We start from the raw sequence: 20,570 nt of genomic DNA, 5'->3' as shown, positions 1-20,570 counted from the left end.
GTTTCCTCCTCCTCTCCTCATTTTTTGGTTTTGCCAAAATACTGTACAACCTGTCCCGCTTCAGCGGCAGTACTGGCTGCGGCTCCGCCCTTGCCTTTAAACTTGGCCGCATAATAACGGACCAGATCCACCGTTCGGATGAATTCACTCGGTTCTACAACTGCTGAAGATCCTTGTGTTAATACACTGTTACCTGAATCGAATAAAAAAGAAGGCAGCGGTAATGAAATCACCTGCTCCAGCTTGGTTGTAACTTTTCGTTGGATCAGCGAGTTCTGATATTCTATTGTCCCGTTCATGCCAGAAGGCATGCCTTGTGCGGCTTGGGACAGTTTCTTTTCCGATAGACTTCCACCTTCCCCCGCAGGTACAGACACAATAACCTCATTGTCCGCTCCCGCCCAACCAAACAGTGCTCCAAGCAATCGATCATCGGTCAGTCTCCAGTACAGGTTGTCATATTCCCCAGCCACAACTTCACCCGTCATCGCCTGCTTGTGGCTGTTGTCCCAGCTGTAGGCGGCACGTTCAGAAGCTGCATACGCATGTTGGTTCAGAAATGTTTTCTGATACATGTACATGGAGAAAAAGAGGATCAAGACGAGAATAAACAACACGATAGGGAAGACCAGGGAAGCTTCAATGGTGAAGCTCCCTTCTTCCTTTTTGAATTGGTTATTCGAAAAACTCATTACTTCTATTGCTCACATTCGTTAACAGTCTTTCTACCAATTTTTTAATTTGATCCTTGAATATTAATGCAATAATGATAATAACGCCGATGATCAGAATCAGCTCCAGCGTACCAAGCCCGTCCTCTTCCTTCCAAAATTCTGTTACTTTGCTTTTCATCAATTCCAGCATCCCAATTCCTCCTACATATTCATCATCATAAAAGCAGGTGCCCCGATCATCACGACAATCGAAAAAAAGATCAGTACCATCGGAAACACCAGTTTGGAAGAAGCCTGTTCTCCCTTAGCCCGACTAACGGCCTTGCGTTTTTCCCACAACACATGGGACAGATCCCGCAGCGCCAGTACAAAGTCACCTCCCCCTCGCCGAAAATTCAGCAGCACTGTTGTTGTAAAAATCGTCACTTCCTGTACACCACACCGACGACTGAACTGTTCAAAGGATTGTTGAAACGAATAACCGTTGTTCCAATCCCCAACCATCTTTCGCAGCTCATTATAGAGGGGATGATTCCGTTCTCCCTGACTGGCTACACAGTGAACAATGGCACGCTGCACCGTTTCTCCCGCACCAACCAGCAGAACAATGCGGTTCAACAACTCCGGCAGCTCCATGAGTATGTCCTGATCTCTTCGCTGTACTTTGGTGTTAAGGTCTTTATAAAGGGCGAAGGGCAGTGCAACACCCAGTGCCAATCCACCTACCATACCGCCAAGTCCCATATCCCCAACGAGCGACAAAAGGCAGCCTACGAGCAACATCAGCCACGAGTAAGTCAGCATTTCAGCACAGTAGAGCATCGTTTTCTCGCCACTATGCTGTATGCCATACATTTTCTGAATGGCATGCTGCATACGGAACATGAGTACAGGTAATCTGCGGCCCACTTCGAACTTGTCCATTAAAAACAAAAAGGGACCATGCAGCTTCTTCAGACGTAATCCTTCCATATCCAGTTTGCGCAAATGTCGGTAGGTCTGCCCACGCGTTCGATCCAGCACCAGCCACCCTGCTCCGAGCACCCCTCCGAAAATAACGGGAAGCAGCATCGTGTCAGCTCCTTATACTTTGATATCCATAATGCGTGTAATCCACAAATAACAGCAGGCGAGTAATGCCAATGCCCCGCTGGAGATCATATATCCCATCCCGCTGTATAACGGCTCCATAAAATCCTTGGCCGTAAAGTTTAGAAAAATCAGAAAAATAAATGGAGCGGCAAACATCACTTTGGATTCAAACTTTTTCTGTGCCACCGCTACCATGATGTCCTGCTGAATATCCAGCTTCTCACCAATGACCGCAGAGGTTCGCCTCACCACTTCGACCAGATCTCCACCCGTTCGCTTACAAGTGATGAACACATCGGCAAAGTTTGTGATATCCTCGATTTTGGCCCGGTCCGAGAAGTCTTGCAGTGCCTCTTCAATGGGCTGACCATATTCCATCCGCGTCCTCAGAATGGTGAATTCCCGAATGAGATCCGTATCGGCCTCAGGGTTCAGCATGCGCAGATCCTCCACGGATTCCTTAAAACCGTTCTCTACCGATTTTCCCGCAGCCAGCGCGGAGGACAACGCATATAATGCCTGCTTAAAATGCAAACTGAGAGTCATTCTTCTTCGTTCCAGCAGTACTTCTGTCCAGTGTTTTGGTACCCATATACACCCCGCAGCCAATATCAGTCCGGCCAACCAGTGATGATAGAACAGAATACCGACACCAAAGAACAACAAACCACTAATCAGCATGCAGACCATCCGCTGTTTCCGGGATAGCGTATATACGGTGTAGTCCGTTAACGCCTGTCTGGCCTCACCCAACTTCATCACCTACCCATAAAATCAACTAATTTACGTTGTTATCCGATTCATTCAACTCATCGCTATTGCGTTCTATGTACTCGTTCAACCATTCCCCTAGCCCAGCCATCTGAATTTTATCCACTTGTCTCAGCGTTCCAACTTGCACGAGTCCACCAATAATCTTGCCTTCTTTTTCTTCGATTTCCTGGAAACGAAACAGTGGATTGAGCAGTACTTCTCCGTCCTGCATGCCAATCACTTCGCTAATCTCGGTCACCCGACGTGAACGGTCGCGCAGCCGGGATAGATGTACAAAGATATCAATGGCCGAGCTGATCTGCTGCCGGACAACTGCAATGGGAAGATCCGCTCCGCTGAGCACCATGGTCTCTAATCTGCTGATCATATCGGAGATCGTGTTTGCGTGCCCTGTGGACAAGCTTCCATCATGGCCTGTGTTCATGGCCTGCAACATATCCAGCGCTTCTGCTCCCCGCACCTCACCAATGACAATTCGATTTGGACGCATCCGCAAGGATGACTTGATCAGGTCACGGATGGATATTTGCCCCTTGCCCTCGGTATTCGCATTGCGCGTCTCCAGCGATACCAGATTGGGTACTGTGACAATCTGTAATTCAGCAGAGTCTTCAATCGTGATGATCCGTTCATCCGCAGGAATAAACTGAGATAATGCATTTAGGAAAGTGGTTTTCCCCGACCCGGTTCCGCCGCCGATAAAAATATTGTATTTGCTGCGCACCAACTGCTGCAGCAGCTCTGCCGCTTCCTCATGCAGGGCACCTTTACCAATCAGATCGGACATCTTCATTGGTTCACTCGGGAATTTTCGAATCGTCATGGTCGGACCCTTCAATGCAATCGGAGGCAGCACGATATTGACCCGAGAGCCGTCTTTCAACCGCGCATCCACGATTGGAGAAGACTCATTCACAATCCGGTTCACCCCGGATACAATTATCTGGATAATGTCTTCCAACCGTTCCCTTGACTCGAACTCCAGTGTGATCTGTCTGACTTCACCTTCCTGCTCAACGAAAATCTCCCGGTGGCTGTTGATCATAATCTCCGTAATTTCGGGATGATCCACCAATGGTTGCAGAATATCCAGCCCTCGAAAGGAGTCAAATAACCGTTGCACCAGCGTATGACGCTCCCCGGAGGTCAGATCATCCAGCTTGGGGTCAGAGAGCACTTTGCGCTCAATTCCCTGCCACAGTTCTTCGTCTCCCGCAGACGACGTTAAATCGAGGCCAGCCCTGACCTCGCGACGCATGATCTGAAACTGCTCTTCACGGTCCAGTATCATCCTGGATGAGTCCGTCATAGTGACCACCCATCACCCTTCTGGATTCGTCCTGTCTGCTTCAGTTCTTCTTCCCCGTCCTGTACAATCATGGCGCATAGTCTCTTCACTTCGCGTTGAAAGATCGGTGAGCTGAGCATCACTTCCTCCTGGCTTAGCTGCTTCCAGGAAGGGATATACGGCAGCACAGCATCCAGATGCAGATCAGGTCTTGGCAAAGCATTGATGACGCTGTCCCGATACTTGTTGACAATGAAGCGGGCACGATCCAGTACACTTTCATGCAGATCCGGCCACGTACGCTCCATATGCTGAATCCATTGACCCCAGCGGTGCATGGAAGAGATGTCATCCTCAACCAGCCAGACGAAAGCATCGGCAGCATCGAAAATCCCCTCACTTCGTCCATCCCAACCTGAGTCCCCATCCAGAATGAGCACATCATATTGCCCGCTGTCGGCCAAATAACGGATCAGGCTCTTCGTATCTTCACGGGACATTTGCAGCAATTCCTTCCGATTCGATAACGGCCAGAATACATCCGACTTCAGCGCTTCGTGACGTAGCACATATCCGTCCACCCCTTTGGTGGAGGACTGTGCTTGTCCCTGTTTGCCTGATTCCTTCCTGCCCACCTTCAAATCATAAAGCAGACGTGACAGCCCCGTTTCTGTGTCAGGTATACGCTGCCCACTTCTAGACAGACCTTTCTCTAGAAACGGCATCGAGCTATCCAGTGTCTCCAGATTGAGATACAGAACAGCATATCCTGCAAGCCCCAGCTGCTTCGCCATATGCATCGCCACCGCAGTTTTGCCACTCCCTCCGGAAGCTGATACAACTCCAATAGAAAGTGTCTCCTGTCCTGGACGATGGGTTTTCTTCCGACGCGGTTGCCGACAAACATTGAGAACAGCGTCCAGCAGCGTAGGCAATGGTTGATATTTCATCAGTCGTTTATCCTCATCCACTTCATCTAATCCTTCACTAAGCATCAGCCATGGAATACCCGAGGTTTCACCACCGTGACTCAGCCAGTGGTTCAGAAATTCCGGTTCCGCAATCACCAAATCCGGCACTTCCCTGCCTTCCTGCTCATTCATGTGATCCCTGAACGGTTCCCATTGTGAAAAGGCGGTAAATCGTATACTGGAGCCGGACAGGCTGCCTTGTACAAAATCAAGCCAGGCGCTGATATACTCTCTGTCTTTGGAAGCCAGCACTGCCTTAAGAACAATCAATTCTTCTCCCCTCCCTGCAAAAAAAGCACAAAAAAGCACCGTCCAATAACCGCAAAAAGTATGCAGTGTATGGACGGTGCTTCCGTCACGTGCTATGAATGTATGGATAATATAGCATACAATTTCTGGAGGAGCAAGGGATTTATTCAAACGTAAATCCGCTCAAGAATGATAGGGTGCATCAAATTCAATAATATTGCGGTCAGGATCAAGCACAAAAATCTGTGCAAACCCGGCAACACTATCTGGTCTTGCCTCATATTCAATTCCCTGCTGTTCCAGCCAGGCCAAAGTCTCCTTGTAACTCTTCACCCAGATCGCAAAATGTCCATCTGTTGTATCGATGCCAGCCTCACGAAGCGTATGTCCCTGCGGATGCTGTAATAGATGAAGCTGTTGACTACCAATGGCATACCATGTGCCCGTAGAGTTGAACGGCGGACGTTCAATCTCCTGCATGCGTAGCAAACCGGAATAAAATTTCTTCGCAACCTCCAGATCACGTACAGCCAGACTCACATGGTGTATATGTGCAAATTCTATCATTTCTTTGACCTCCTGCCTGAAATAGCCTTCCTTCAACTTCCCATCAACTCTAAATTCAATCGCTTACACGACTATACTATAACACCTTGGACTATAACCACAACGCATACAAAAAAGAAAAACACCCCTGATTGAATCCAGCGAACCTGTCGGTTCACACAAATTCATTCAGAAGTGCTTACTCCAGATTATCTACCTCATACATCCATTATCATGGTAGATTTAACCAGGTTAATTTCTCATTAGAGAGAATCACACCCGCTTATCCTTACGCTTCTTATTTAGCACTATCCAATGCTTCTTGCGGGATCTTGATCTCTTTCACGCCATTATGGTTAGAGAACGTGCTGGTCATCTTCATGTCCATCGAGATTTTCTGTCCTTCCTGCTCCATATCCATCACCATGTTGACATCCGTACTTGCAGGCAGATAGGTTTCTTTGTTGATCATATATTTCATTGTCATGCTGGTAATATTCATTTGATCAAGCATCGCTTGAGTTTGGGCATCCGATCCGTTTTGCTCCATGACCGCTTTGGCCAGCTCCTTCACGTTATCACCGGATACGTCAGCGTTAATGACGTAATTGTCGCCTTCTTCCGTAATTTTGGTGTCTTCGGCAATCTTTTTGAATTGCTCCAGCTCACCTTCCGGATTCATGCTTGCCTGCATCTGCTCAATCAGTGGTTTCGTTTGCTCGTCAGGAATTTTGACCCACTGGTCCCCCACCTGCGAATAAATCTTATCCGAAGTGATGTACTGCTTCACGTTCTGCGCTTCCTGTCCGGACATTTCCATCTTCATCTCCTGGTAGATCATCATCGGATCTTTGATGATATCCATCTTCAGCGATGTTTTCACCTGTTGATCCTGGGACTGCTCGCCGTTCACCAGCTTCAAATTTTGATCAATATTGGCTTCCGTAGTGAAGCTTTTCATGTCTTTAGTCGCTGCATTCGTTTTCTCAATTAATTCGTCCAATGTAGGGATCTTTGTCGCCTGCTCCGCAGTTGTATTTTCCTCATTCGACGTTTCGTTGCCAGCTGGCGGCGTTGCTGTACTGTTATCTGCATCGTTACTGCAAGCGGTCATGCTTACTGCTAATAATGCCCCAATCATTAATGTAGTCCACTTCTTCAAGTTATTTGCCTCCCAAAATAGAATTGATCCGTACTCATTACCCAATTATTTCCGTTATTAATCAATCGTTACCGATACAATATGTCACGCTTCTGCCTTTTAAAGGAATCGATCCTTAATATCAGGTGTAGGCAGCATACACACTTCATCTTGACCGAACCAGCGATATCGGTTGCAAGCTACCATGTTATATATGGCATTCCGAATAAATTTCGGTACAATAATCAACACGTACAATAATGGATAAGGAAATTTCAATCCTTTGGCCAGACGCAGCGCAGCGGTTGAACGTGTATAATATTTTCCATCCTCAATGAGTACAAACGTATCCATGCTGTCCGTGGACAGATTGCCCTTCTCCAGCAATTTTTTTGCTACATCCGATTGAAGTGATGCAAAATGATATTTTCCCTCCGGGTCACGCTTGATGATCCACTTCGTTAATCCTTGGCAGAAATGACAGACTCCGTCCACAAGCACAATCGGGTGTCCCTCATGCTGATCCGTTTGATTTGCTGTCATAATCATGGCCTCCTCATAATTGCGCTATTAGTGTAACTTACCCGTTTTGAGTCATCCCGGTCGCTTTTTTTTTACATTTTATTTAAGTGTAGCGGAAAATAGAAAAAGAGCGCAGGCTCAATGCCCACGCTCGTATCTGTCTTGGCAATTACTCAGCAATTGCCTTTTCCATCCATTGGTCATCAATCATCTGTTGATGCAGGTCACCAGCCCACTGGTCCATGCATTTGCAAATGAAATCTTTGCGACATACCGGACAAGGCGTTTTCTGTAGACGGCTGATATTGGTCAGCTTCCATTCCGGGGAATGGGAGTAGAATACACGGCATTGTGTACCGTCTACCAATTTCATTTTAAATTCATACAATCCGTCTTCCTTGTTGCCACTAGCTAATTCTAAATTTGCAATACGCGGTCTATAAGACATGGATATCACCTGTTAATTCAAATTTGGTTCATGCATTGACACTTCTCAGTACTAAGTCATATTAAAGAAATTTTAGTTCGATGTCAACTCACGCACATTTATCCCCCAAATAGAATATCAAGAATGGTACCCACCTGACCCTGCTTTTTCCCTTTCAGCACATCCGGATCGAATACTTCAACATATCCACAGGAAGAACAGGCGACGAAGAGATAATGATTCTGCTGAATATCAAACATTTTGCTAAGTCCCGCTCCTGACATGGATACTTCCTTAATGTTGCAATCCGTACCCCTGCATTTGGTGCATACAAATCGCCGTTCTATCATCTCTTCAATACTCATGGTCGTTCCCCCTTATTCGAATGTATGACTTCAAGCAAGAGTAGATTATGTAAAATAGTACGCTGTTCAACATGCAATCTCCTGCATCGCAACAGTATTATACAGTACAAAACCCTGCCGAAGGCCAGCAGGGTCTTGTACTCGAACATCAGGCATCCAAGGATACCCTGCTCTATATGTTCCCTTTACTCCTGCGAGTCAGGTCTTAAACTACATTAAGTACCACATCAATATTGCCGCGAGTTGCCTTGGAATAAGGACAGAAATCATGTGCCTTACGAGCAAGATCTTCTGCTTGACTGTGATCGACGCCAGGCATGCTCACATCCAAACGTACAGACAGTTGGAAACCATCATCTGCCGGATCTTTGCCGATGGATACATTACTGGTTACCACCACATTCTCCAACTTCACGCCCGCTTTGCGTGCCACATTGGCAAGAGCACTTTCATAACATGCACCATATCCCGCTGCAAAGAGCTGCTCAGGATTGGTTCCTTCACCACCTGCGCCTCCAAGTTCTTTTGGCATTTTCAGATCATGCTTGAGCACTCCATCCGAAGAAGCCACCGAACCTGTACGTCCACCTTTAACTGTTGCTGTTGCTGTATATAAAGCTTCCATTAAGAATCTCTCCTTTACCTTTAAGTTTTTTTGCTGCCTACAATTCAATTTAAACTTCTGGCTCATTTTGAAACGGTTGTTAATCCTTATTCAGCTTTTACAACTTTTTTATTTTCATGCATTTGGGATGAACACAGGTAATTTATCTAGGGTTGGGTAATATACTAAGGCACATTTACTCCTGCTAAATTTTGTCCCTCTACACAAAAGTTGCACTAGACAAAAATAATTGAAGGAGTACAATGTAAGTATCAACATAAACGTTTAGACATATGTGGAGTCGTTTAATTACGCTTTTAAGATTTTGGTTTCAATGTTCAAATGTAATCAAAGGAATGACACCGTTCCTCTTCATATAGAATATCAATACTTCAAAGTCGGGTGATTATATTATGAGTAAAAAAAATCCGTTCAACACTCCTTCAAATGAGCCATTAGCTGCGGGTATGGCCCCATCTCTCGGGGAAGCCCACAGCTCCATGAAGGTGCCTCAGAACGCTGCTTGGTGGAGAAAGTTCCTTGCTTTTGTTGGACCAGGTTATCTGGTTGCCGTTGGATATATGGACCCAGGGAACTGGGCAACGGATATTGCCGGTGGCTCACAGTTCGGTTATACATTATTGTCCGTTATTCTGATATCAAATCTAATGGCTGTGGTATTGCAGTCTCTTGCTGGCAAGCTCGGGATTGTCACAGGACGGGATTTAGCGCAAGCCTGCCGCGAACGATTCAGCATGCCTGTAGTCATGATGTTATGGATTTTGTGTGAGCTTGCGATTGCAGCCACCGACCTTGCCGAGGTTATTGGTTCAGCCATCGCTCTCAAGCTGCTGTTCAACATACCCATGCTATACGGTGTCATTATTACCGCTGTCGATGTACTGGTCATTCTTTTGCTGCAAAATAAAGGCTTCCGCGCATTGGAATCGCTCGTTATTGTGCTGATGGCTACCATCGCCCTCTGCTTCGGGATTGACCTGTTTCTCGCTAAACCGGATATGGGCGGCGTCATGCATGGTTTTGTACCCAGTGCCGAGATTTTGCAAAATCCAGCCATGCTCTATATCGCCATCGGAATTATTGGCGCAACCGTGATGCCCCATAATCTGTATCTGCATTCTTCCATTGTGCAGACCCGTCAGATTGAAAAGACACCTCAGGGTAAAAAAGAAGCGATTCGTTATACCACTATGGATTCAACCATCGCTTTAACGCTGGCCCTGTTTATCAATGCAGCCATCCTGATTCTGTCAGCTTCCGTGTTCCATAGTGTAGGCATGACTCAGGTCGCGGAAATTACAGATGCTTACCATCTGTTGACACCACTTCTGGGTACCACCATTGCAAGTATTCTGTTCGGTGTAGCCCTGCTGGCTTCAGGCCAGAACTCAACACTCACCGGCACGTTGTCCGGACAGATTGTAATGGAAGGCTTCCTGAACATTCGTATTCCGGCGTGGCTTCGTCGACTGGTAACACGTCTGATTGCAATCATCCCGGCCGTCATCGTAACAGCCATTGCCGGAGAGCACGGAACAGAGGAACTGCTGATTCTGAGCCAGGTTGTGCTGTCACTGCAGCTTCCCTTTGCCGTCATTCCACTGGTGATGTTTACGAGTGACAAAAAAAGCATGGGGGCTTTTGTCAACAAGCCGTGGCTCCAAATCATCTCCTGGATCATCGCTGGAGTTATCGTTGTCCTGAATGTGTATCTGATTATCCAGACCATTATGTTGTTCTAGGTTACATGGAACTACGCCGTATTTTGTCTAACTCAAAAAGGCTGATCAACTCAAGTAACGCATCCCTTGAGACGATCAGCCTTTTATATGTTTGAGCATTAACCTGATCCATACTAACCGGATCTTAAAAAACGCACTTCATTTAGTTGTCCGAATTCGGAGTTACCATCAACAATGGAAGAAGCTCCTCCAGTGATTTAATCGTCCAGTCTGGACGTTCTGCATCCGCAAGCTCCGGCTGGAACCTGCCATAACCCTGCAAAATCCGGATCGTGTGCATACCCAGCTTCTTAGCTGGAATAATATCATTATCGATCCTGTCGCCGATCATGACCGCTTCCTCGGGTTTACATCCCGCCTGTTTCAACGCTACAGCATACAATTCAGGATCAGGCTTGGACACTCCTTCTTCAGCCGAACAGGCCAGCACATCCACATACTTGCGCAAGCCGTAGCTATTCAGTCGATTTTCCGTCCCCGGGCTCTGATTGGCAATGATACCAATCTTATAGTGCTGCGACAACGTCTGAAGAACAGCGTCGGCTGACGGGAAGGGTCGCTCAAGCTCTTTGCGGAACTTCAGCTTCTCCTGTATCTGTTCCCGGTGCCCCTCATCGCTGATCAGAGTACGAATAGCCAATTTCATCGGCCATTGCTCGTAATTTCGGTAGGAGGCCGCAAATATGTCTCGCACCGTCTGCATCTCCACCTGATAACCAAGCGCACAAGCTTCACGAACGAACTGACCGATAATATCATCTACCGGCTCCCATTCGTCCACGAGCGTATCCCCCACATCAAAGAACAACCATTGTATTCCACGTACATCCGGCACGCCTATTCCTCCTCGTTAGCCACAGGAAATTATCCCTATTTCCCAAACCATAAAAAAGAAGACCCACCATCATGCATGAGTCTCCTCAAGAATCCGTTTTATTCATGATTTCAATTATAACAGGCAGCTGACACTGGATCAATCACAGGAATAGTACGAGTCACTAGCCATTAAGCAGAAATCCAACTTCCCCGTTCAAGGAATATACAATACGGTCTGCTCCCATTCCCCGATAGATCCCTTTGGGATGACTTTGTTCGGTAATCACACACAGGGACTTGGATGTCCAGGATCGGCAGATCTGCAAATATCGACAGGTTAGGTTTAGGCTATTTTCAAAAATAAAAACATTGCCGACACTGCCTTGCGGCAAAAACCATTTCTGAGCTGCAGCCGTGTTCATGCGAATGACATGCTCTACACCGATTCTCCGGAGCCTGCGCTCTTCCCCTGCACTGTTAGTCAGAACGGCAAACGGCATTTTTTTGTACATCAGCAATTTGATAAATTTACGTCCTGCTTCATTTGGAGCAGTCACTAAGATCATCTCTTTATCCATCATTCGTTCCTCCCTTGGCGTGAAAAGACAACAAAAAAGAAGCGTGGGGGACCAAGGCCTCCCGGACGCTTCTTCAATAATCCATAGCAAAAAGACACTATGAACCAGCGTACGGCTTGTTGCCTCTCCCTTTAACGCTTACGAGGTTAGCTGACGGATTCGGGCGCGAGAGTCGCCCTATTTCCGGCTGTCACCGGAAAATTCACCCCATGGATGCCCACTGTCCTGGACAGTTCATCCTGTTGGTTCCCCCGTTTCCCACCCATGAATGAATGGAAACTCAGCGATTAAAACATCGTTCTTATATCATCATAATCAGAGCGATATTATCGTTTGTTTCGTTTTTCATGTAAAATTTAATTTAAATTGGAATTACGATATGAATCATACACCCGTGCCATATTGGTGTAAAGTCTGCGCAGATCACCGAATCGACGGATTTTTGCCATTTCACATCAATAATAGCGCTTACAACACATCCATTCTCTACCCATCTCTTCAAAGCTCTCTAATTCTCTCTCTAGCGAAAATAAGGTAGCAAATCAGTCACAGATCATACACGACAGCTTGAAATGGAGTTAAAAAAGCAATATAAATTTTGCAATATTTAATTGCAATCAATATAATAGAGGATATAAGAAAATGAGATGGAGGCGATTTTCATGTCAGTCTACGACTACAAAGTAAACACCCTTCGCGGTCAGGAAGTTGAAATGTCCAACTATCGTGACAAAGTACTGCTTATCGTAAATACAGCAAGCCAATGCGGCCTTACACCTCAATTCAAAGGTCTGCAAGAACTTCAGGACAAGTTTAAAGACTCCCCATTTGAAGTTCTTGGTTTTCCAAGCAACCAGTTTGCACAGGAAAAGGGCTCCTCTGACGATATTGCTGAGTTCTGCCAGATGAACTATGGTGTCAGCTTCCCGATGTTTGAGAAAATTGATGTGAATGGTTCAAGCGCTCACCCTCTATTCCAGCATCTTACCAAAGAAGCACCGGGCGTACTCGGCTCCAAAGCCATCAAATGGAACTTCACCAAGTTCCTTGTGGATCAGAACGGTCGTGTTGTGAAGCGGTATGCTCCCAAAACAACACCTGATAAAATTGAAGCAGACATCAAAGCATTGCTTAAATAACAAGTAAAGGCCATCCCACCCCGGCAGACAGCATGAGCATGCATTCAGGGGAATCGGATGACCTTTTTTTTCGGACCCGGTTACTGTAAAAAACACAAAAAAAGAAGCTCCCCATACGGGAAGCTTCTTCTTAATCGTTCTTATGATGCGGTCGAGAGGACTCGAACCTCCACGGGTATACACCCACTACCCCCTCAAGATAGCGTGTCTGCCATTCCACCACGACCGCATGTCGTAAATAATCGGCAACAGAATTGATTATACCCGGTTCATGTTTAAAAGTAAAGCATTTTTATTAATATTATTTTAACTGCGCTTTTCCTCCCATAAATCGTATAATCTCGTCATTTTCTCCTACGAAGTGCATATGATTAAATTTGATCTCGTTTGTATATCCGATTAGGCTGATCACTCTACTTTCTTTATGACCACTCTTCATATTCTCTCAGTAGAACATAACTTATAAAGTTATATAAAATAACATTAAATAGATTTTATAGTTAAACAACCAAGAAACTATTGACAAAAAGCGGATATTTATGTGAATATATATATCATATAATTCGGATTTACAAACATAAAACGAACCAAAAAGGAGTATAAATGTTATTTAACATAACATTTAACGAACGTAGGAGGCGAAAGATTGTGAACCGTGGGAATAAGCTGCTCGATTACGTCAAACTGCTTGATTCCTCTATCCAGGTCGGAGGCTTCACCCATTCCTTCGGAATGGATGCCCATATCGCGGAAGGTACCATTCGTAGTGCTGAAGATCTCGAATCATTCATGCGCTGCCAATTGCATCCCAGCATCGTGCGTCTGGAAGGCATGGCGATTAAAGGCATATACACCGCCGCAGATCACAATGACGCGTGGCGTACAGCCCTCATCGACAAGCTCGTCCATGTCCAGCGCACCCCAGTCAATCTTAGAGAACATGCGACCACAATGGGCAAACGACTGATTAAGCTAGCTCGTGCACTCCACCCCTGGATTGATTTTAGCCACCTCGAACACACCCTGGCTAAGTATGAATCCGTCGGCTGCCTCTCCACTGTTCACGCCTGGATTAACCACCACCTCGAAATCCCTGTCGAGGAGGCGGTCCTTGGTTATCTGCATTCAGCCATGAGTGCCTGCATAACCGAAGCCTCCAAAGTAATTCCTCTTCATACCGATACAATCCAGGACCTGCTGGTTCGCCTGGCCGCAGACCTGGAACATGAATGGCATACCGTCAGCGCCTCCGCTGCCGATGGACTGGTACAACCAACCTCAATGTCCATGAAAACGTTGTTCCCAAGCTTTCACATGCTTGGAGCAGGGCTTCACGCCTACCGAGCCTAATCTACCCCCTCCCCTTCATACCCGCGTCCTCACGCAGTAAAATATATAAAAAACACGCCGCAACCTCATTGCTGGCGTGTTTTCTATGTCAATTATTTTGTCTATTTAACGTATTTACGCCATTTTTCATATTAAAATACACTTATTTCCGTCTTTTTTAATTGTTAGATGACGCAAATACGTATATAATAAAACATACAGCTCGCATATCTATATACTTTACACCAAGAATAACCAGCTGAACACTACATTCCAACGAGGGGTGAACCCTTTTGAACAAAAAGAAACCTGTGACTCCTTTCGGATGGGCCATCAAACGACGACTAACCGAACTCCAGGTCGACCAAAAGACATTTTGCGAACAGTATGGCATTCCGCCATACCGTCTGTCCAATCTCATTCACGGCACGCGTAAAGCAACCCGGTTCAGGAACCAGGTCGCTGACATTTTGGAAATTCCAGATGATTTAAGATAAGATTTCTGCCAAGGAGGAGCTCATTTCATGAGATACTTAATATCCGATCTGGAGAGATTATCGTTCCAGTCCATGCAGCACCAGCTTATCATCGTCGACCACAACTGGATTATTCGAAGCTGCAACACCGCTTGGCAACACGGACTCGGGCAACTTCTTCCCAACCCAAGCGTAGCAGGCCCCTCAAGAACAGCACCTGAACCACCTCATTACCTTCACCTTGTAGAGGGGTGGACATTCCGCGAGGAGAAAGCAAAGAATGCGAAAATTGTTCAGGAGTTAAAAAGTATCACTGCACCTTTTAAAGACAGTTATACATACGACATCTCCGTTCGGACTATCAACAACGAACAGCGGTGGTTCCGCCTGGAACTCACCCCATTGATTCAGGCCGACCCATCCCTGCTGTCTGATCTCGCATTGATTGCACACACGGATGTGACCGAACAGAAACAGACAGAACGCCAATTGAAGAAGGCCCTGTCTGAAGTGCGTACTTTGCGCGGACTACTTCCCATCTGCGCTGTCTGCAAACAAATTAAGGATGAACAGGACAGCTGGAACTCTGTTGAGAGTTATTTGGAGAAGCACACTCATGCCGAATTTACCCATGATATCTGCCCGGATTGCATACGAAGACTATATCCCAAATACTCCAACATTCTGGACAAACGTTCCTGAACTCACCCTACACCAAGAACCCAAGCTACACAGACAGGTGGTGCTCAAACTGCGACATATCCAGCTCTCGCGGTGTTCCTTGCAGTGCAATTGCCCCTTTGTCCATTACATAGATATAATCTGCAGCACCGCGTACAAAATCAATGCTTTGTTCCACCAGCAAAATGGAGATTTCACCCTTTGCCTTAATTTGCAAAATGACCTGCCGGATATCCTCTACGATGGAAGGCTGGATGCCTTCTGTCGGCTCATCCAGAAGCAATAATCCGGGCCGGGAAGCCAGCGCGCGGGCAAATGCCAACTGCTGTTGCTGTCCGCCACTCAGATCACCACCCTGCCGTCCATACATCGTGGCAAGCACCGGAAACATCGCCAGCACATCCTCCGGGAACGTCTTCCCCCCTGTGCCACTGGTCTCCAGACCCAGCAGAAGATTTTCCTTTACCGTAAGCTGCGGGAAGATCTCCCGCCCCTGCGGCACATATCCAATCCCCGACCTGGCCCGCTTGGCCGGATCGTGGGTGGATAATTCCTGACCTTTCCACTGAATACTTCCCTTGCGCGTTTTAAGAAGCCCCATCAACGTCTTCATCAAGGTGGTTTTTCCTACACCATTACGACCCATCAGGCACACCACCTGACCCGGCTCGACATCCAGACTCACACCGCGCAGCACATTGCTCTCCCCGTAGCCGGACTCAATTCGTTGCAGCGACAGCATGTTCATCCCTCCTTTTGCCCAGATACACTTCAGCGACTCTCGGATCTTCCTGCACTTCCGCCATCGTACCTTCCTTCAGAAGTTTACCTTCATGCATCACCGTCACTTTTGCTGCATACTCGCGAACGAATTCCATATCATGCTCCACTACCACAACAGACCTTTCTCGCGCAATCTCCTGCAGTAGTCGGCCCGTCTTATGTGTTTCTTCATCCGTCATCCCCGCTGCCGGCTCATCCAGCAGCAATACACGGGGCTCCTGCAGCAGCAGCATGCCAATCTCAAGCCACTGCTTTTCCCCATGTGATAGCGCCCCTGCACGTGCATTCACACGGTCCTGCAGACCAATCTGGAGCGTAATCCGCTCCATGGCCGTACTTATTTTTGAATACCGCTGAATACCCAGAGCCTGTAAAGGAGAACGACGAGTCTCCGCAGCCAGCGTCAGGTTCTCCTGCACGGTCAGACCAGCAAAGATCGATGGAGCCTGGAACTTGCGCCCTACCCCTTTTCGAACAATCTGGTGCTCCTTCAGACGTGTCAGATCCGCACCATCCGCCATCTTCACTGTACCGGACAAGGGCTTGGTTTTGCCGCAAATCACATCCAGCATCGTTGTTTTCCCCGCCCCATTGGGGCCGATCAGAAAATGCAGATCATGCTCATGCAGCTTCAGATTCATGCCTTTGACCGCAACAAAACCGCCAAATGCCACCGTAATTTCCTCAGCGACCAGGACTACCGGAACGTCAGTAGACTTTTGGTTTTTCCTGACTGACTGGAACATGCACAACCTCTCCTCTCCGTTTCAGCAAGCGCACCACATGACGGTATACACCAACAAGCCCACTCGGCATGAACAAGACCACTGTTACAAAGAGCCCACCAATGACAAACAACCAACCTTCCGGATAAGCTTCACTGATGCCCGTTTTGGCTGCATTCAGCACCACAGCCCCGATTACCGCACCAATCAGCGTTCCACGACCGCCCAAGGCAACCCATAACACCATTTCAATTGAAGGCACAATCCCCATCATGGAAGGCGAGATGATCCCTACCTGGAGCACAAATAACATACCAGCGATTCCCGCCAGCGCTCCGGAAAGGGCGAAGGCCAGTGTTTTAAAGCCAGCCGGGTCATAGCCAAGAAAGCGAACCCGATTCTCCCCATCCCGCGCAGCTTCAAGCACCTGACCAAACCTGCTGTTCACAACCCGGCGACAAAGCAGGTAGGCGAGCACCAGAATGGCAAGCGTTATATAGTAGAGAGCAATCGTTGTCCCTGCCGAATGAAGGGTAAAACCAAAGATTGCGTTATATCCGGTTATACCGTTAGTCCCTCCCGTCCATTCCTGTTTGCCTACAAATAACGTTACGGTAATGAGGACTAACGCTTGGGTCAGGATGGTAAAATATACACCGGTGATCCGGTTACGGAACGTGAACCATCCCAGGGCAAAGGCCAGCAATGCCGGAAGAGCGATGCCCAGCAATAGCGCCACCGGAAATGACCTGAACGGCTCCCAGAACCACGGCAGACCGCTAAGACCACTCCATCCCATAAAGTCAGGTAGTGTTGAACCACTCGCCTGCAGCTTCAGATACATCGCCATGGCGTACCCGCCAAGTCCAAAGAATACGCCATGCCCCAGACTAAGCACCCCTCCATATCCCCAGATCAAGTCCAGACCAATCGCCAGAATGGCCAGGGCCAGGAATTTCGCTAACAGACTAAGCCGGAATTCCGTGGAAATGAGTGGAGCCAGACACATCATAATCAGGACAACCGCCCAGATGATCTTCATTTTCAAACTACCCGTCTTGAGAAGTGCCGACATCATATAACCCCCTTCTTCGCATTAATCCAGACTCCGGGTCCGTATAGCAACGAGCCCGCGCGGCTTCCATTGCAGAAAAGCTACAATACAGACAAATACGAGCACCTTACCGATCGAGGCCGAGGTATACGTTTCGAATAATGTATTGAACATGCCAATTCCAAGCGCACCACACACAGTCCCCACCAGTTTCCCCACACCACCCAGCACAACCACCATGAACGCATCCACGATATAATACGTGCCCAGCGAGGGACCAATCGGGCCAATCAGTGTCAACGCACATCCGGCGATGCCGGCAATGCCCGAACCGATGGCAAAGGTCATGCCATCCACTCGTCTGGTGGAAATCCCGAGACAGCCCGCCATGCTTCGATTCTGCATCACGGCCCTCATCCGTCTCCCGGAAGAAGTCCGATAGATGTACAAATACATACATAGCAGCACAACCGCGACCAGCGCGATAATGAAAAGACGTTTATACGGAAACACAATGCCGTCCGCGATGGTCAGACCTCCGTTAAGCCAAGCCGGACTGGACACCCCTACATTGGGCGCCCCAAATATCGTTCGGGCCAATTGTTGCAGCATCATGCCTACGCCCCATGTAGCAAGCAGACTGTCGAGCGGTCTCCCATACAGATGCCTGATCAGCACCACTTCCAGCAGCCAGCCTATAAGAGCGGCCACACCAAAGGCGATAGGCAGAGCCACAATAAAATAGACATCGAACCACGCTTGCGGAGCATACGAAATGAACAAGTTTTGCGTCACATACGTAGCGTAAGCGCCGATCATGATCAATTCACCATGCGCCATGTTAATGACATTCATCAATCCAAATGTAACCGCGAGTCCCAACGCAATCAGCAGCAGGATGGAACTGATGCTTAACCCATTGAACATTTGCAGGACAAACATATCCATCACCTTTCCCTCCTCATGCTGTGAACATCTGAATAATTTTATACAAGACATCATTTACGTTTCGCATCAACGCTTTACCGTAATGTTGTAAGAGGGTGTGTTGTCGCACCCTCGTCTGTTATTCAACAGTTGTGACGTGAGATGCCCATGCTATTTGGTACTAAGGGAAGCGCCCCACTCGTACGTTTTCAGATACGGATCAGGTTTGACGGGTGCGCCGGAGTTCCACAATTCCTTGAACTGTCCATCTTCCTGCACTTCACCAATTCGCACCGTTTTGTAGATATGCTGATTCTCTCCATCCACCGTCACTTTCCCTTCCGGCGCATCGAATTCCAGACCTTTAGCGGCCTCCTTTACCTTTTCAACATCGGTCGATCCGGCTTTTTCAACGGCTGCTTTCCACAGATAAACGGCTACATATCCCGCTTCAATCGGATCGGCCGTCACCCGGTCAGCTCCATATTTTTCTTTATATTTCTCTACAAATGTTTTATTTTCAGGTGTATCTGTCGTTTGATAATAGTTCCAGGAAGCCAAATGTCCTTTCAGTACATCCGCCCCAATCCCCCGAATTTCTTCCTCCGCCACACTCACTGACAGAGTCGTCAACTGTTCGGAAGAGATCCCGGCATCCTTTAATTGTTTGAAAAAGGCGACATTGCTGTCTCCATTCAGCGTGTTGTATACAATATCCGGCTTGGCAGCCTTGATTTTGCTGATAATCGTACTGTAATCCGTGTGCCCCAGCGGTGTATATTCTTCCCCCACCACTTCGCCACCCTCAGCTGCAAGCTGAGCTTTAATGACCTGATTGGCGGTTTTCGGGAAAACATAATCCGAGCCCAGCAGGTAGAACTTCTTGCCCCTGTTCTCCAGCAACCAGGTTACGGACGGTACGATCTGCTGATTTGTCGTGGCTCCTGTATAAAAAATGTTGGGTGATGATTCCAACCCTTCGTATTGCACCGGGTAAAACAACAGACCCTTGTTCTGCTCAAATACCGGAAGCATCGCCTTCCTACTCGCAGAGGTCCATCCGCCGAATACAGCGGCCACTTTATCCTGCTGCAGCAATTTCCCTGCTTTCTCTGCAAATGTAGGCCAGTCGGAAGCGCCGTCCTCAACCACAGGCTCAATCTGTTTACCCAGCACCCCGCCTGCTGCATTGATCTCTTCAATGGCAAGCATCTCCGCATCCTTAACCGACACTTCACTGATTGCCATCGTTCCACTTAGGGAGTGAAGAACACCTACTTTAATGGTGTCTCCGGATGAAGCTGGCTCTACCGTCCCACCGGAACCCGTCGCCTCAGGCGGCGTACCACCCTCCACACATCCTGTCAACGCAATGACTGCACCAAGCAAAACACTCCATAACTTGACCGACCTCTTCTTCAATAGCCTACACTCCCTTTTTTTAGTCTATTGACGAACATTAAGGACATATATGCCCGAAATGTTCGTTGATCCAAATTATGGAGTCTTACACTCACGGTGTCAATAATGCTTACACAATTTTATTTTATGCATACTCGTTTCATGCATGCTGCTAATATAATTGGAACCATATTGACAAAGGGTTCACCCTGTGTGAGTATATTTAACATATAACATGATCCATG

The 20,570-nt window shown here is 47.5% G+C and carries 24 protein-coding genes, 1 tRNA gene and 1 riboswitch; of the genes, 5 read left to right on the top strand and 20 right to left on the bottom strand.

Going from position 1 to position 20,570, the window contains the following annotated elements:
• Positions 1-17: 17 nt before the first annotated feature.
• The 12 genes from MKY42_RS07420 to MKY42_RS07365 all read right to left on the bottom strand — a co-directional run bounded on the left by MKY42_RS07420 (position 18) and on the right by MKY42_RS07365 (position 8,674).
• Positions 18-692, bottom strand: coding sequence for a TadE family protein (locus MKY42_RS07420; protein ID WP_179265507.1), 675 nt, complete (start codon positions 690-692; stop codon positions 18-20).
• Positions 676-864: a Flp1 family type IVb pilin gene (locus tag MKY42_RS07415; protein ID WP_179265508.1), complete on the bottom strand. Its 189-nt coding sequence runs from the start codon at positions 862-864 to the stop codon at positions 676-678. Before MKY42_RS07415 ends, MKY42_RS07420 begins: the two co-directional genes overlap by 17 nt.
• 11 nt (positions 865-875) lie before the next feature.
• Positions 876-1,745 carry a type II secretion system F family protein gene (locus MKY42_RS07410; RefSeq protein WP_179265509.1) on the bottom strand — a complete coding sequence of 290 codons (870 nt, stop codon included), beginning with the start codon at positions 1,743-1,745 and terminating at the stop codon, positions 876-878.
• Between the two features lie 12 nt (positions 1,746-1,757).
• Complete coding sequence (locus tag MKY42_RS07405) at positions 1,758-2,525, bottom strand: type II secretion system F family protein (RefSeq protein WP_339852781.1); 768 nt, start codon at positions 2,523-2,525, stop codon at positions 1,758-1,760.
• A 19-nt stretch (positions 2,526-2,544) separates the two neighbouring features.
• On the bottom strand, positions 2,545-3,831 hold the full coding sequence (locus MKY42_RS07400; protein ID WP_339850096.1) for an ATPase, T2SS/T4P/T4SS family: 1,287 nt from the start codon (positions 3,829-3,831) through the stop codon (positions 2,545-2,547).
• A 14-nt stretch (positions 3,832-3,845) separates the two neighbouring features.
• Entirely contained in the window at positions 3,846-5,069 is a 1,224-nt protein-coding gene (locus MKY42_RS07395) for a ParA family protein (protein ID WP_339850094.1), read from the bottom strand.
• Between the two features lie 162 nt (positions 5,070-5,231).
• Positions 5,232-5,615, bottom strand: a complete 384-nt coding sequence (locus tag MKY42_RS07390; RefSeq protein WP_339850092.1) for a VOC family protein — start codon at positions 5,613-5,615, stop codon at positions 5,232-5,234.
• Between the two features lie 277 nt (positions 5,616-5,892).
• Positions 5,893-6,756, bottom strand: a complete 864-nt coding sequence (locus tag MKY42_RS07385; protein ID WP_090894435.1) for a DUF6612 family protein — start codon at positions 6,754-6,756, stop codon at positions 5,893-5,895.
• A 99-nt stretch (positions 6,757-6,855) separates the two neighbouring features.
• Positions 6,856-7,278 carry a thiol-disulfide oxidoreductase DCC family protein gene (locus MKY42_RS07380; protein WP_339850089.1) on the bottom strand — a complete coding sequence of 141 codons (423 nt, stop codon included), beginning with the start codon at positions 7,276-7,278 and terminating at the stop codon, positions 6,856-6,858.
• A gap of 148 nt (positions 7,279-7,426) precedes the next feature.
• Positions 7,427-7,705, bottom strand: coding sequence for a hypothetical protein (locus MKY42_RS07375; RefSeq protein ID WP_024629327.1), 279 nt, complete (start codon positions 7,703-7,705; stop codon positions 7,427-7,429).
• Positions 7,706-7,803: 98 nt separating this feature from the next.
• A complete protein-coding gene (locus tag MKY42_RS07370) occupies positions 7,804-8,049 on the bottom strand; it encodes a zinc ribbon domain-containing protein (RefSeq protein WP_339850085.1) in 246 nt (81 codons plus the stop codon).
• 205 nt (positions 8,050-8,254) lie between these two features.
• The gene (locus MKY42_RS07365) at positions 8,255-8,674 is read right to left on the bottom strand and encodes an organic hydroperoxide resistance protein (protein ID WP_090894430.1); all 420 of its coding nucleotides are present in this window, start codon (positions 8,672-8,674) and stop codon (positions 8,255-8,257) included.
• A 446-nt stretch (positions 8,675-9,120) separates the two neighbouring features.
• On the opposite strand from MKY42_RS07365, the gene MKY42_RS07360 reads away from it, so the two are divergent.
• Positions 9,121-10,416: an Nramp family divalent metal transporter gene (locus MKY42_RS07360; RefSeq protein WP_179265961.1), complete on the top strand. Its 1,296-nt coding sequence runs from the start codon at positions 9,121-9,123 to the stop codon at positions 10,414-10,416.
• Between the two features lie 142 nt (positions 10,417-10,558).
• Here the strand turns inward: MKY42_RS07360 and MKY42_RS07355 are convergent, their stop codons facing one another.
• Positions 10,559-11,251 carry an HAD family hydrolase gene (locus tag MKY42_RS07355; RefSeq protein WP_177185634.1) on the bottom strand — a complete coding sequence of 231 codons (693 nt, stop codon included), beginning with the start codon at positions 11,249-11,251 and terminating at the stop codon, positions 10,559-10,561.
• A 163-nt stretch (positions 11,252-11,414) separates the two neighbouring features.
• Positions 11,415-11,813 carry a hypothetical protein gene (locus MKY42_RS07350; RefSeq protein WP_228469185.1) on the bottom strand — a complete coding sequence of 133 codons (399 nt, stop codon included), beginning with the start codon at positions 11,811-11,813 and terminating at the stop codon, positions 11,415-11,417.
• A 117-nt stretch (positions 11,814-11,930) separates the two neighbouring features.
• A riboswitch (cyclic di-AMP (ydaO/yuaA leader) is annotated at positions 11,931-12,106 on the bottom strand.
• 366 nt (positions 12,107-12,472) lie between these two features.
• On the opposite strand from MKY42_RS07350, the gene MKY42_RS07345 reads away from it, so the two are divergent.
• Positions 12,473-12,949, top strand: a complete 477-nt coding sequence (locus tag MKY42_RS07345; protein WP_090894425.1) for a glutathione peroxidase — start codon at positions 12,473-12,475, stop codon at positions 12,947-12,949.
• 146 nt (positions 12,950-13,095) lie between these two features.
• Here the strand turns inward: MKY42_RS07345 and MKY42_RS07340 are convergent.
• Positions 13,096-13,178 (bottom strand) — tRNA-Leu (locus MKY42_RS07340).
• A 374-nt stretch (positions 13,179-13,552) separates the two neighbouring features.
• Between MKY42_RS07340 and MKY42_RS07335 the strand changes: the two genes are divergently transcribed.
• The 3 genes from MKY42_RS07335 to MKY42_RS07325 all read left to right on the top strand — a co-directional run bounded on the left by MKY42_RS07335 (position 13,553) and on the right by MKY42_RS07325 (position 15,456).
• A complete protein-coding gene (locus MKY42_RS07335) occupies positions 13,553-14,299 on the top strand; it encodes an urease accessory UreF family protein (RefSeq protein ID WP_090894422.1) in 747 nt (248 codons plus the stop codon).
• Between the two features lie 272 nt (positions 14,300-14,571).
• Entirely contained in the window at positions 14,572-14,775 is a 204-nt protein-coding gene (locus MKY42_RS07330; RefSeq protein WP_063564423.1) for a hypothetical protein, read from the top strand.
• Positions 14,776-14,802: 27 nt separating this feature from the next.
• Positions 14,803-15,456: a hypothetical protein gene (locus tag MKY42_RS07325; RefSeq protein ID WP_339850076.1), complete on the top strand. Its 654-nt coding sequence runs from the start codon at positions 14,803-14,805 to the stop codon at positions 15,454-15,456.
• Between the two features lie 25 nt (positions 15,457-15,481).
• Here MKY42_RS07325 and urtE read toward each other — a convergent pair whose 3' ends face one another.
• The 5 genes from urtE to urtA all read right to left on the bottom strand — a co-directional run bounded on the left by urtE (position 15,482) and on the right by urtA (position 20,346).
• A complete protein-coding gene (urtE, locus tag MKY42_RS07320) occupies positions 15,482-16,177 on the bottom strand; it encodes an urea ABC transporter ATP-binding subunit UrtE (protein WP_090894416.1) in 696 nt (231 codons plus the stop codon).
• On the bottom strand, positions 16,155-16,964 hold the full coding sequence (gene urtD, locus MKY42_RS07315) for an urea ABC transporter ATP-binding protein UrtD (protein WP_179265516.1): 810 nt from the start codon (positions 16,962-16,964) through the stop codon (positions 16,155-16,157). Before urtD ends, urtE begins: the two co-directional genes overlap by 23 nt.
• Entirely contained in the window at positions 16,927-18,021 is a 1,095-nt protein-coding gene (gene urtC / locus MKY42_RS07310; RefSeq protein ID WP_179265517.1) for an urea ABC transporter permease subunit UrtC, read from the bottom strand. Before urtC ends, urtD begins: the two co-directional genes overlap by 38 nt.
• An 18-nt stretch (positions 18,022-18,039) precedes the next feature.
• Positions 18,040-18,945 carry an urea ABC transporter permease subunit UrtB gene (gene urtB / locus MKY42_RS07305; protein ID WP_076291709.1) on the bottom strand — a complete coding sequence of 302 codons (906 nt, stop codon included), beginning with the start codon at positions 18,943-18,945 and terminating at the stop codon, positions 18,040-18,042.
• 150 nt (positions 18,946-19,095) lie between these two features.
• A complete protein-coding gene (urtA, locus tag MKY42_RS07300) occupies positions 19,096-20,346 on the bottom strand; it encodes an urea ABC transporter substrate-binding protein (protein ID WP_090894404.1) in 1,251 nt (416 codons plus the stop codon).
• Positions 20,347-20,570: the final 224 nt, after the last annotated feature.

The organism is Paenibacillus sp. FSL W7-1088 (genome assembly GCF_037969855.1).
GTDB lineage: Bacteria > Bacillota > Bacilli > Paenibacillales > Paenibacillaceae > Paenibacillus.
Note: the sequence above shows the minus strand (reverse complement) of the source record. Positions and strands in the feature narration are given on the sequence as shown.